Source organism: Polaribacter sp. 20A6 (assembly GCF_011378915.1).
In the GTDB taxonomy this organism is placed as follows: Bacteria; Bacteroidota; Bacteroidia; order Flavobacteriales; family Flavobacteriaceae; genus Polaribacter; species Polaribacter sejongensis.
This window is the reverse complement of sequence record NZ_WTPZ01000004.1, coordinates 377349-390563: the sequence shown is the minus strand read 5'-3', so window position 1 is coordinate 390563 and position 13215 is coordinate 377349. Positions and strand designations below refer to the sequence as shown.

Sequence of the window (13215 nt, the reverse complement as noted above, 5' to 3'; positions counted from 1 at the left end):
TAGCAATGAAAAAAATATACCTTTTATTACTGTTTATTAGTGTTGTTTCTTGTAAAGATGATCTTAAAATTATAGACAAGCCAATTGAGTTTGGAGAGTTAAGAGAGCAGTTAACTTTAGAGTACATGGAATCTCATTATGGGATTGTTCAAGATTCCCCAACAATTGAACCTAAAATGGTTGTGATCCATTGGACTGCAATACCAACATTAGAAAAATCTTTTGGTGCATTTGTAAATACCAAAATAGGGGACCACAGAACAAAAATTAATACAGCTAGCCAATTAAATGTTTCTTCTCAGTTTTTAGTTGATTTAGATGGAACTATTTATAGGTTAATGCCAGAAAACTTTATGGCAAGGCATGTAATTGGTTTAAATCATTGTGCTATTGGTATAGAAAATGTTGGAGGCACGGCATCAAAACCTTTAACCGAAAAACAATTAGAAGCGAATATTAAGCTTGTTACTTATTTAAAAAATAAATACGAAATTGATTACGTTATTGGTCATTATGAATATACTAATTTTGAAAACCATGAGTTATGGTTGGAAAAAGATAATGGTTATAGAACAGTAAAAACAGATCCAGGAAAAGATTTTTTAACGAAAGTTAAAAATGCTACAAAGAGCTTAGGGTTTAGAGAAGTTCCTGTTAAATAATATTTAGCAAAACAAATAGAAGAAAAAAAAGCATCAGAAATTATTTCTGATGCTTTTTCTATTTTACTTAATAAATTATAGTCGATTACTCAGCTACATTCCACCATACAGGTGTTGTTAATCGAACACTAGCTGTGTTGTCTGGCATGTTTTCGTAATTTCTATCCTCTTCATTATATTCATATACCATTGCTTGAATCCAATCATTTTCACCAGGGAAAATAGCTAAATTTACATTTATTGGTCTTTCTAAACCAGGATAAATTGTGTTACTATAATCCATTCTTCTTAAATCAACCCAAGTTTCTGGATCAAACAACAATGTAATGTATTTCTGAATCATAATATGTGATAATGTAACACCAGATTCTCCTACTTCAGCATCCATCTTAGCTAAATAATCAGTTGTTTCAGTAGCAGTTGCTTCTGCTTTTTCAAAATCTGCCTGAATTCCAGCTTTCAGAGCTGTATAAGCACCAGAATTATCTCCTTTTCTTAATCTAGCTTCCGCTTCTATGTATTTTACTTCACTATAAGTCATCATGTAAGTTGGTGCAGTAGGACTGGTGTAAAAACCACCATTTCCAACAGAATAATCATCACCACCATCTTCATTATTAGGTAAAGGTCCTTCTCCAGTTCTAACACCTTGGTAACCTCCATTTACAGCTTCTGGCACAATGATTTTAAGACGAGGATCTTCAAAAGGAACATCTAAATCTAATGAGTTTTTTAATAACTCTACAAAAAAGTGAGAAAAATAATCTACCCTAGAGCTTCCGTAACCTCCTGTAGCATATGGTTGTCGATCATTTTCTGCTTCTCCACCACCATAACTTCTCATTGCATTATCTGCATTAGATTGTAAAGCTTTAGAACACGCTTCTATAATTGCATCTGCGTCATATGCCATGTCTCCAGAATTTTTCTTAGATAAATGGTTTAAATAACGAGCTTTTAAAGCGTAGGCTAATCTAATCCATTGTTCTTTATTTCCATTATAAAAAACATCACCACCATTGGAATTTAATTCAATGTCACTTGGTTGATTAATTTGTACAATTGCTTCATCTAACATTGTGATGATTCCTTGATACACCGCTTTTTGAGTTTCAAATTTAGGAGTTAAGTTTAATGAAGATTTTCCGTCATAAGTTTCTGTAAAAACAATATCTCCATATTGGTCTGTTGTTGTACCAAAACCATACGATCGTAAAATTTTACCAACAGCGATAAAGTTTGGAGAATTATGCTTTTCACCTAAAACTATTAAATCTGCAGTATTTGGTAAAGAATACACATATGCATTTTGCCATAAAAAGTAACTTCCTGTAGTCATAAAACTACTCCAAGTCTCTGAATAATAGTTGGGAACGTTTTGTGCACCGTGTTGAGTGATGCCTAAAACTTCTCTACTACCTCTATAGATAACACCAGTAAACATGTTTTCTATAGCACCTTTTATACGGTATTGAGGTTCTAATGATTCTGTTGTTGGTGCTGTTACAGAGCTATTTACATCGAAATAATCTTCTGAACATGATAAAAAGACCACACTAACTAATAGTATAAAAATTGTATATTTTAAATGTTTCATTTTTTATATTTTAAAAAGTTAATTTAAGACCAAGATCAAAACCTTTAGTATTTGGGGTACCAAGATTATCTACACCAACAGAACCAGCTCCAGGAACTCCTCCTCCAAATGCATTTATTTCAGGATCTACACCACTATAATTAGTAAAGGTTAATAAGTTTCTACCTGTTAAAGAAAATTCTAAGTTAGAAACAGGTAAACGCTCTAACAATTTTTTGCTTAACTTATAATTTAAACTTACATATCTTAAACGTGTATAAGAACCGTCTTCAACAAAGTTCTCTGAGTTTAAAGCATAATAATTTTGATAATACTCTTGGTTTTTTGTTACCGAAATATCATTTGCTGTTCCATCTGCTTTTACTCCAGAAATAATTGTTGTTTGCCCTCTATCTAAAGTACTTGTACCTACACCATAATAAGCCAATGCAGATGCAGTAGCATTATAAACAGTATTGCCTTCTACAATGTCTAATAAAAATGATAACCCAAAGTTTTTATATCTTAAAGTACTTGAAATACCTAATGTAAAATCTGGTTGTCTATCAACATCCGCATAGGTTTCGTCTGTTAAAGTTGGGTAACCGTCAGTTCCTATTAAAACTTCACCATTTTCGTTTTTGATAGCTCTCTTTCCTCTAAGCGAGAATAAAGACGCATCTAAAACACCTGCACCTGCAGCAGAGTTTAAAAATGTCCAAGAATCAGATAAATAAACCTCGTTTAGTTCTCCTGGTAAATCAATAACTGTTGTTACGTTACTACCAAAATTAAAATTCATGTCCCATTGAAATTCAGATGTAGATGGCATTAATTTTACAGATAATAACGCTTCTATACCCTTATTTTCTATTTCTCCACCGTTTAAGGTTGCGTAAAAAGTACCTGCTGTTGGAGGAACACGTATATCTGACAATATTTGATTATCTGAAATACTCTTATAATACGTTGCATTAAAACTTAATCTATTATTTAAGAAACTAGAATCGAAACCAAATTCCCAACTATTGGTAAACTCTGGTTCTAAAGCAGCATTACCAACATCTACTCCGTTGTATGCGTAACCTGTACTACCAAGTCCATTAATCTGAGTTACCAAGTAACTTTCTAATTGACCAATTGGTGCATCTTTACCTACTTGAGCCCAAGTACTTCTTAATTTTAAATAATTTAATCCATTACCTTCAGATTTAATATCAAATAAATCTGTAAGAACAGCAGATGCTCCTACGGAAGGGTAAAAGAAAGATCTACTCTTTGATGGTAGTGTAGAAGACCAGTCATTTCTACCAGTAACATTTAAAAATAATGCATCTTTATATCCTAATTTTATTTCTCCGAAAACTCCCACATTTCTTTTTCTAGCAATACGCTCTAATATGGTTTGATTTTCTGTTGAAACATTACTGATATTATAAATACCTGGAGCTAAAAAACCATTACCAGTTAAGTAGTCTGTTTTTACATTACTATCTTCTATAGTATTACCCGCTAATAAGTTCAATTCAAATTTCTCTGATAACTTTTTAGTATACGTTGCTATAAAATTTGAAGTATATTTTTTATACAATCTTTCGTATTGAGAAATATAACCTTCATCTCTAGATTCGTTTAAAGAACCATTTGCGGTTATTCTTCTACTGTGTTGATCGTAAATATCTGCTCCAAACTTATAAGATAGATTTAAATTTTCGTTAATAGCATAATCTAGTCCTATAGAACCAATAAATCTGTTTAACTCATTTGTATTTGGGCTGTTATCTAAACTCCAATAAACATTGTCAGATTGTTGACCTGTATAAAAACCTTTTTGAGTACCGTTTGCATTTGTGTAATCATTAATATCTACATTAGAAGGATAATTTAATAAACTAGTAATACTACCACCAGTTGCATTTCCTTGTAGGGTACTTTTAATATTTGTTCTAACATAGTTACCTAAAACAGATAAAGTAAGTTTCTCTGAAATTTTCGAATTTTGATTAATTCTAAAAGTAGTTTTATTGTAAGAAGTAGATGGTATAATTCCTTGATTATCTAAATTACCTATAGAAAAATACGTATTTCCTTTAGCATTACCTCCTGTATAACTTGCAAAGTAATTTTGCGAAATTCCTGTTTTATAAAAGTCTTTTATATGGTTATATGTTTTTGTACCAGGAGATATTGCTTCTCCCCAAGAAAGTGGACTTTCTAAATTATAATTAACACTACCATCGGTCTGAACAATTTGTTCACCTTGACCATACATTTGTTGAATGTCTGGAGTTCCCATAACATTGTCTACAGAAAGAGATGAAGACAGAAAAACTTTACTCATACCTTCTTTTCCTCTTTTGGTTGTAATAATAACAGCTCCTTCTGCGGCTTGTATACCGTATAAAGCAGCAGCGGCAGGCCCTTTAAGAACCGTAATGCTTTCAATATCTTCTGGGTTTAAATCAGACGCTCTATTTGTACTTGCAACTTCAGAACTAGAATCTGTAGAATTGTCTATAGGTAATCCATCAACAATCATAAGTGGTTGGTTATTTCCTGTTATAGAAGTACCTCCACGAATCATAATTACAGCAGAAGACCCAGGTGCACCACCAGAACTAGTAACTGTAACACCAGAAACTTTTCCTTGTAAAGAGTTTACCATATTACTTTGGTTTCCTTCTAAAAGTTCTTCAGATTTTAATGCTTGTGCAGCGAAACCTAAAGATTTTTTTTGTCTTTTAACACCGAAAGAAGTTACTACTACCTCATTTAATACATTAGTATCTTCTTCTAATACAACATTTAATGTAGCGGAATTTACTTGAACTTCTTTTCTTTTAAAACCTAAAGAAGTAAAGACAATTGTTTCTCCTTTTTTTGCTGTAATAGAATACATTCCATTAAAATCGGTACTTGTACCTATTTTAGTGCCTTTAATTAACACACTTACCCCTGGTAATTCTCCTGTGTTATCTGTTACTTTTCCTTTGACATTAATTTCTTGAGATTGAATATTTAATGTAACCATAAAGATAAGTGAAACTGTAAAAAAAAGTTTTTTTATCATAAAAATGTTTTGTTGGTTAATATTTTGATAAAATTAGCTAAAAAAAAGATAATTCTCTTAAATAAATTAATAAAACAGCAGAAAAAAACAAAAAACAGCATTAAGTGTGCAAAAGGTCATGAAAAAATGAGAATCTTCTAAAAATAGACTTAAAATTAAGAGTTATTAAAAATAGCATAAAGACTGTACTTTTTAAAAGAAACATTCTAATTATTTTAACCATTAACTACTGTGTGTTTTCTTATTTTTGTAAGAATAAGCACAGATTACTATTTCAACTTTTAAAAATCTATACTAAAATCATTTAATATGACTACAAATATTGTAAGAACTACCTGGAAAGAAAACATGCAATTTGAATCTGATAATCCGAGTGGGTTAAATTTAACAATGGATGCTGGCGAAGAAAGTGGGGGAGAAGGAAAAGGGTACCGACCAAAAGCTTTAATGTTAGCTTCATTGGCGGGGTGTTCTGGTTTAGATGTAGTGTCATTATTAACAAAAATGCGTGCAGAAGTTGCTGATTTTAAAATTGATATAACTGCAGAGTTAACAGATGAACATCCAAAGTTTTATAATAAAGTAAAAGTAGATTATCATTTTACTGATACAGATTTAAAACCAGAAAAAATTCAGAAAGCTGTAAATTTATCGGTAACAAAATACTGTGGTGTTATGGAGATGTTTCGTCAATTTGCTGAGGTAGAAATTGAAATTCATTTACATAAAATTGAAAATTAAGAGATAAATAGCAATGAGATGGACGTTAAAACCAAAAGCAGATAAAGAAAAGGTAGAAAAATTAGCAGAAGAATTGCAGGTTGATAAAACCATAGCCGCAATTCTATGTCAAAGAAATATTGAAACTTTTGAGGATGCTAAAAATTATTTTCGTCCAAGTTTAGATGAAATTCATGATCCTTTTTTAATGAAAGACATGGATCTTGCAGTTGCAAGAATTGAAACAGCAATTGCTAACAACGAAAATATCTTAGTTTTTGGTGATTATGATGTAGACGGAACTACAGCAGTTTCTTTGGTTGCGTCTTATTTAAAAACGATTCATCCAAACATTGCCACTTATATTCCCGATAGATACGCCGAAGGTTATGGAGTTTCCTATATGGGAATTGATTTTGCGCATGACAATGATTTCTCCTTAATTATTGCCTTAGATTGCGGAATAAAAGCCATCGATAAAGTTGCTTATGCAACAGAGAAAAATGTAGATTTTATTATTTGCGATCACCATAAACCTGGTGATGAAATTCCGAAAGCAGTAGCCGTTTTAAATGCAAAAAGAGACGATTGTTTTTATCCGTTTGATGAGCTTTGTGGTTGCGGAGTCGGTTTTAAATTGATTCAGGCTTTGGGAAGTTCTAGAGGTCAAACCATAGAAGATTTTGTTCCGTATTTAGATTTGGTTGCTACGGCAATTGCTGCAGATATTGTACCTATGAATGGCGAAAATAGAGTTTTGGCGTATCATGGTTTACAAGTTATTAATCAAAGTCCGAGAAACGGAATAAAGGCAATTATTCATCAAACTAAAAAGTCTGAAATGACAATTACCGATGTTGTTTTTACCATTGCGCCAAGAATAAATGCTGCTGGTAGAATGAAACATGGTAATTACGCAGTAGAATTATTAACCGAAATGGATTTTGATTCGGCAGTGGAGTTTGCTGCTGCTATAGAAATTTTTAATGCAGACAGAAAAGATTTAGATAAGAAAATTACAGACCAAGCTTTAATCCAGATTATTGATAATGAAGAAGAAGACCGTTTTACTTCGGTTGTTTTTCAAGAAGATTGGCATAAAGGGGTAATAGGTATTGTTGCTTCTCGTTTAATTGAAAAATATTACAGACCCACTTTAGTTTTTACCAAAAGTGGCGATAAACTAGCGGCTTCCGCACGTTCTGTAAAAGGTTTTGATGTTTATAATGCATTGCATGCTTGCGAAGAGTTTATAGAGCAATTTGGCGGACATAAATATGCCGCAGGTTTAACTTTAGCACCAGAAAACTACGAGAACTTTAAAAATAAATTTGAAGAAGTTGTAAAAGCTACAATTGATAAAGAGTTGTTAACTCCGGAGATTTCTATAGACGCAGAAATAGATTTGTTAGATATTACCCCAAAGTTTTTTAGAATTATTCAGCAAATGGCACCTTTTGGTCCTATGAATATGCGACCGACTTTTAAAACAAGTTGTGTAAGAGATAATGGTTACGGAAAACAAGTTGGAGCGGATAAAACACATTTAAAACTAAATGTTTTTCAGGGTGATAATAAAAGAACTTTTAATTCTATTGGTTTTGGTTTAGGTGATAAAATGGAGTTTGTTCAGAATGATTTTGATATTGTCTACGGTTTAGATGAAAACATCTGGAATGGGAATAAATCGATACAATTATTATTGAAAGATTTAAGATAGATACCAATTGTCATTCCGACAGAGAGACGCAGGAACGACGAGGAATCTAGAATTTTCGTATTTGTAATTTAGATTCCTAAATCGGCAAAAAGCCTTATTTAGGACTTACATTCTAACTTTTTAAATATTCATTTCAATAAAAAACCCACTCCTAAATTAGAAGTGGGAAAATTGCTATGAAAAAGAAAATGATAAGAAAGTATCTTACCATAATCATTAAGACGATCCTTTTTATTAAAACTTACACTTTTTTTTAAAATAATTTAAATTAATTTTCCATTGACATTAAAACCATTCTTAACTCCATGAAAGTAAAAGATTTATCTACTTTTTCCTTTAGATCTGTTAAGCTTTTAAATTCGGTGTCTTCTATCGCATTTACAATCTTCTTATACTTTTTAGTGTCAATTAACTCTAAAATGTCAACATCTCCAGAAGGAATGTAACTAGCCAGGTGACTTTCTATAGTTCCGGTAGTTAAGCTTCTTTCTTTAACGATTTCTTTAATTGAAAGCCCAGATTTAAACAACTCAAAAGTAATTTGTTTGGTAGGTTTTTTATTTTCTTTCTTTTGCTCGTTTAATTTATTGATTCCGTTTTTTTTACAATAATCTTCAATTACTTCTAAAATTTTCTCACCATATTTTGTTACACGAGTTTTTCCCATTCCAACAGTGCCTAACAATGCTTTTTCTGTTCTAGGTAAGTCATCGCACATGGCGTATAAAGCTTCTTGTGTAAATATTTGAAAATGCGGAATTCCTAAATCTTTAGAAATATCATCTCTTAATTGGCGTAATTTTAATGCTAAAATTGGGTCGCGTTTAGAGGCTACTGTTTTCTTTTTAGTTGGTGCCGATTTTTGTAAAACAGCATTTGCTCTTACTTTTAAATAGTCTCGCACTTTAAAACCATTATTTATTTTTTGAAGGGCAAACAGTTTTTCTAATAGCTTTTCTTGTAAGCTGTCAAACTGTTTCGTAAAATCACTTTTTACAGTTTTATTGTCTGTAGAAAATTGAATGGCATTTAAAGGTTTTAATATATTTCCTTTTGTTTGTGTAACAAAATAATCTACTGCTTTTGTAAAACGTTCTTGAATTTGAGAACTATTTTCTGGCAAGACATTGTCTTCACAAATTTGCGCTAACTGATTTTTAAATCCGTTAGAAACTTTCATTAAAGCGACTACTCCATCATCTTTTATGGTTTGTAAATGATCTATAACATCTCCTTTTATACTTGTATGATTTTTATAAAAAATATCAATTAATCTAGAAATTGGGTATAAAAATGGTTGATAATCGAATAACTCAGAAATTAAATTTAGCTGAAAATGTCTTTCAGATTCGTTTAAAACATGTTCATCAGGGTGATTTTCTTCTACACTTTCATTAAAAACACTAACGGTTCTGTCATTAATGATTGCACTGCTGGTAATTGGTGTTTTTAAAACCAAACCTTCTAAAGAAGTACATCTACTTAAGGCAACATACGTTTGTCCGTGGGCAAAAGAAGCTTCTGCATCTATAATGGCTTTTTCGAAGGTTAACCCCTGACTTTTATGAATGGTAATTGCCCAAGCCAATCGTAAAGGAATCTGAGAAAAAGAACCAATTACATCTTCTTTAATCTCTTTAGTTTCGTCGTTTATAGAATAATTTACATTATCCCAAGTTTCTCTTTCGGTAACAATCTCATCAATTTCATTGGGACATTGTACTGTTACATTTTGTAGAGAAATATCTGTTATAATTCCTATTTTTCCGTTGTAATATCTCTTATCTGGAGAGGAATCATTTTTGATAAACATTACTTGCGCTCCCATTTTTAACTCTAACTTTTCATCATTCGGAAAAGCATTATCATTGAATTTACCAGAAACATCAGCTTTAAAAAAGTAACTTTTGGTGTTCAGTTTATTTAATTCTGAACTGTTAATTAAATTTGCTCTATTATTATGTGTTGTTAAGGTAATATAACCATCATCTTTGGTAGGAGAGAAGGTAGGATCGTAATTGCTATTTAAAATTTCAGCAGATTTTTCTGATAAGGTATCGGTTCTAATTTCATTTAAAATGGTAATGAAATCTTCATTTTTCTGACGATAAATATGTTTCAATTCTATGGAAACAACATCTGCTTCTTGATACGCTTTAGAGCTAAAAAAGTATACAGTATTATAATGTTGTTGCAACAAACTCCATTCATTTGGCCTAACTACTGGAGCTAATTGTTGTAAATCTCCAATCATTAAAACCTGTGCACCACCAAAAACTTTATTTCGGTTTTTATATCGACGCATCACTTGGTCTATTCCGTCTAATAAATCGGCACGAACCATAGAAATTTCATCAATAATTATCAAATCTAATGATTTTATAATATCAATCTTCGTTTTAGAAAACTTACGTTGCTGGTTTGTATTTGCAATTTGATCTGGTAAAATAGGACCAAAAGGCATTTGAAAAAAAGAATGAATGGTAACTCCTTTTGCGTTAATTGCTGCAACACCAGTTGGTGCTACAATAACCATTCTTTTTAAAGATTCCTTTTTAATTTGATGTAAAAAAGTAGTTTTCCCTGTACCTGCTTTTCCTGTAACAAAGATATTTCTATCTGTTTTATCAATAAATTGTAATGCAAGTTCTAGTTCAGGATTTTTAGACATTTTTTACTTTTTGGTGCAAGGTAAATAAACATTATTATAAATAATAAAATAATTATTCTTGATTTAATATGTAATTTAACCAATTTTTAAAGAATACTATTGTTTACCTTTTTCGCCATTATAGTGATACACTTTAATGCTGTTTATTTTAGGTTGTTAGGATCTAGTTGTTAGAATAGCCAGCAAACAAGTTTAGCCCTGATTGAGCCTTTCGTCAAGCTCAAGACAAGCTATTTGTTTGAGCTCTTTTTTGAGGAACGAAAAGAAAGCGAGTAGCGAAAGCAGGAAATGGCTTGAAATAAAAAATCCCAAGCAAAAGCTCAGGGTTTTATTATAAATAAGTAGTAGAAGAAACGCTATTTATTAACATCTATAAATTTAAGGATCTCTTTATAATTTTTATTCCATGGCCAAAAGAATTGGCTCATCATTGGTATGTGTTTTTTCTCTTGAAAATTGATGTGAACGCTTGGTTGAAATTTATGTAACTTTTCTACAAATTCTTTATTTTGAGAAATAATTGATGGAAATGTTTTTGTTCCGGTTATCATAAATATAGGTGGTGTTTTTTCTGATACAAAATAAATTGGTGAAGCATCTTTCCAATTTTCTTCTTTGCTTGTCCAAGTTACATCATAATTATGTTCTTTAGTTGGTGGATATTTCTTTAAATAAGAATACATATCTAATCCTGCTGCATCATTTAAAATGATTCCTTTAATAATGTCTTTATTGTTTAAATATTTAGGATTCGTCCCTACCAATGCAATTAAATGTCCGCCTGCAGAATGGCCCATTAAAAATATTTGTTCAGGGTTTCCGTTGTACTTTTCGATATTTTCATAAGTCCATTTTATGGCAGCAGTAACTTCTTCTGCCATCGTATCGTAATTACCATTAGGACTTAACGTGTAGTTGGGAATAACAGTTACCACACCTTTTTTGGCGAAATTTCTACCTAAAAATCCGTAAATTCCTTTTTCACCTTCATTCCAATAGCCACCATGAATAAAAATTACAACAGGATTGTCTTTTGATGTACGAGTTTTATATACATTTAACTCAGGAAAAGATGTTACTAAAGCTTTTGATTCTTTTATATAAGAAATATCACTTATCTTTTTGGAGGCACAACTAGATAAGAAAAACACACAAAAAACTACAGCGAGTCTTTTATAATAAATAGGTTTACGAATTGATGCTATTAATTTGTTCATTCCTTTTTAAATTTTATTATGCTTTAAGCAATTTTAAAGAAGTTTTTTAATGATGTTAAAGTATTTAAAAGGGATGTATTTTAAAGGTAAATCTATCCAAGTTGGGTTGGTTACAACAGCTCTTTTATGGCTAAAAGCAAAAAAACTGTATTGTCCGTGGTAGTTTCCTAATCCGCTATTTCCAACACCTCCAAAAGGTAAATGATGGTTGCTTACATGCATTAATGTATCATTTATACAAGCGCCACCAGATGAGGTTTTTGCTAAAACATCTTTCGCATTTTTGTTTTTCCCAAAATAATAGAATGCCAAAGGTTTTTCGTTTTTGTTGATGTAATCTATAGTTTCATTAATATGACTAAAACTCATTACAGGTAATATTGGTCCGAATATTTCTGCTTGCATGATTTTAAAATCAGGCTGAACGTTATCAATAATAGTAGGAGCAATAAACTTCTCTTTCATATCGATTTCTCCACCTGTATGTATCGTTCCTTCGTTTAATAAACCACTCAAACGCTCTACTGCATCTTCATTTACAATACGCGGGTAAAAACGACTTTGTTTAATATCATCAATATCATCACCATACATTAATTTGATGTTTTCTGCAATTTTGTCTAATAATTCAGCTTTAATGGATTCGTGTGCAAAAAGATAATCTGGCGCAATACAAGTTTGTCCTGCATTAATTAATTTTCCCCAAATAATTCGTTTTGCGGCAATGTCTATATTGGCATCAGCATCTACTATACACGGACTTTTTCCACCCAATTCTAAAACGACTGGTGTTAGATTTTCTGCAGCAGCTTTCATTACTACTTTTCCTACTCTAGGACTTCCGGTAAAGAAAATGATATCGAAACGTTGTGCAAATAATATGGTGTTGGTTTCTTTTCCTCCATGGACAACACTAATGTAACTAGAGTCAAAGTTTTCTAAAATCATCTCTTCCATAACCTTTGCAACGGTTGGTGTGTCTGGCGACGGTTTTAGTACGCTACAACAACCTGAAGAAATTGCACCAACTAAAGTGTTAATTAGTAATTGAAAAGGATAATTCCAAGGAGCAACAATTAATGCTGTACCCAAGGGCTCATAAATAATTTTACTAGAAGCAGGGATTAAATGTAGCGAAGAGGTAACCTTTTTAGGTGCTGCCCATTTTTTTAAATGTTTAATATGGTTGTCAATTTCACCAATAACAATACTTATTTCTGTTAAATAAGCTTCTTCTGGCGATTTATGTAAATCTTTCCATAAAGCAGTTTCAATTTTTTCTTGATATTGAAAAATTGCTTTTTTTAACTTTTTAAGTTGTGTTAATCGAAAGCCAATATTTTTTGTTTTATGAGTAGAAAAAAAGGCTTTATGTGCTGCTATATTTTTAAGAATAATATCTTTTGATGTTTCTTTCATGGTAATATGTATAATTACGGATTGTTGAAATATTTAAGAATTGTAAGACCATTCTTCATTACTAAATTAAATAGAAATTTGTGGAATATTACTTTTAATTGCTACTATTTTTTTGTCGTTATTAAGTTTTGATTATTACATCAAAAATTTAGTTCTATTA

8 protein-coding genes are annotated in these 13215 nt (G+C 31.2%); 3 read left to right on the top strand and 5 right to left on the bottom strand.

Annotation, left to right across the window (positions count from 1 at the left end):
- Positions 1-5 precede the first annotated feature (5 nt).
- On the top strand, positions 6-662 hold the full coding sequence (locus GQS57_RS11715; RefSeq protein ID WP_165733033.1) for a peptidoglycan recognition family protein: 657 nt from the start codon (positions 6-8) through the stop codon (positions 660-662).
- Positions 663-747: 85 nt separating this feature from the next.
- Here GQS57_RS11715 and GQS57_RS11710 read toward each other — a convergent pair whose 3' ends face one another.
- Both GQS57_RS11710 and GQS57_RS11705 read right to left on the bottom strand, forming a co-directional pair.
- Positions 748-2259, bottom strand: coding sequence for a SusD/RagB family nutrient-binding outer membrane lipoprotein (locus tag GQS57_RS11710; RefSeq protein ID WP_165733032.1), 1512 nt, complete (start codon positions 2257-2259; stop codon positions 748-750).
- Positions 2260-2269: 10 nt separating this feature from the next.
- On the bottom strand, positions 2270-5308 hold the full coding sequence (locus tag GQS57_RS11705) for a SusC/RagA family TonB-linked outer membrane protein (protein WP_205860260.1): 3039 nt from the start codon (positions 5306-5308) through the stop codon (positions 2270-2272).
- Positions 5309-5617: 309 nt separating this feature from the next.
- Here GQS57_RS11705 and GQS57_RS11700 point away from each other — a divergent pair, with 309 nt between their 5' ends.
- Both GQS57_RS11700 and recJ read left to right on the top strand, forming a co-directional pair.
- Positions 5618-6049 (top strand): OsmC family protein, encoded by a 432-nt coding sequence (locus tag GQS57_RS11700; protein WP_165733031.1) that lies wholly within the window; start codon positions 5618-5620, stop codon positions 6047-6049.
- A gap of 13 nt (positions 6050-6062) precedes the next feature.
- Complete coding sequence (gene recJ, locus GQS57_RS11695; RefSeq protein WP_165733030.1) at positions 6063-7748, top strand: single-stranded-DNA-specific exonuclease RecJ; 1686 nt, start codon at positions 6063-6065, stop codon at positions 7746-7748.
- Between the two features lie 268 nt (positions 7749-8016).
- Here recJ and GQS57_RS11690 read toward each other — a convergent pair whose 3' ends face one another.
- The 3 genes from GQS57_RS11690 to GQS57_RS11680 form a co-directional block, all read right to left on the bottom strand.
- Positions 8017-10419 carry a helix-turn-helix domain-containing protein gene (locus tag GQS57_RS11690; RefSeq protein WP_165733029.1) on the bottom strand — a complete coding sequence of 801 codons (2403 nt, stop codon included), beginning with the start codon at positions 10417-10419 and terminating at the stop codon, positions 8017-8019.
- A 356-nt stretch (positions 10420-10775) separates the two neighbouring features.
- Positions 10776-11636 carry an alpha/beta hydrolase gene (locus GQS57_RS11685; RefSeq protein WP_165733028.1) on the bottom strand — a complete coding sequence of 287 codons (861 nt, stop codon included), beginning with the start codon at positions 11634-11636 and terminating at the stop codon, positions 10776-10778.
- Positions 11637-11669: 33 nt separating this feature from the next.
- Entirely contained in the window at positions 11670-13055 is a 1386-nt protein-coding gene (locus GQS57_RS11680; protein ID WP_165733027.1) for an aldehyde dehydrogenase, read from the bottom strand.
- Positions 13056-13215: the final 160 nt, after the last annotated feature.

Coding starts and splice junctions, on each gene's coding strand:
- GQS57_RS11685 (WP_165733028.1), bottom strand. CDS start 11,636: ATGAACAAATTAATAGCATCAATTCGTAAACCTATTTATTATAAAAGA.
- recJ (WP_165733030.1), top strand. CDS start 6,063: ATGAGATGGACGTTAAAACCAAAAGCAGATAAAGAAAAGGTAGAAAAA.
- GQS57_RS11710 (WP_165733032.1), bottom strand. CDS start 2,259: ATGAAACATTTAAAATATACAATTTTTATACTATTAGTTAGTGTGGTC.
- GQS57_RS11715 (WP_165733033.1), top strand. CDS start 6: ATGAAAAAAATATACCTTTTATTACTGTTTATTAGTGTTGTTTCTTGT.
- GQS57_RS11680 (WP_165733027.1), bottom strand. CDS start 13,055: ATGAAAGAAACATCAAAAGATATTATTCTTAAAAATATAGCAGCACAT.
- GQS57_RS11690 (WP_165733029.1), bottom strand. CDS start 10,419: ATGTCTAAAAATCCTGAACTAGAACTTGCATTACAATTTATTGATAAA.
- GQS57_RS11705 (WP_205860260.1), bottom strand. CDS start 5,308: ATGATAAAAAAACTTTTTTTTACAGTTTCACTTATCTTTATGGTTACA.
- GQS57_RS11700 (WP_165733031.1), top strand. CDS start 5,618: ATGACTACAAATATTGTAAGAACTACCTGGAAAGAAAACATGCAATTT.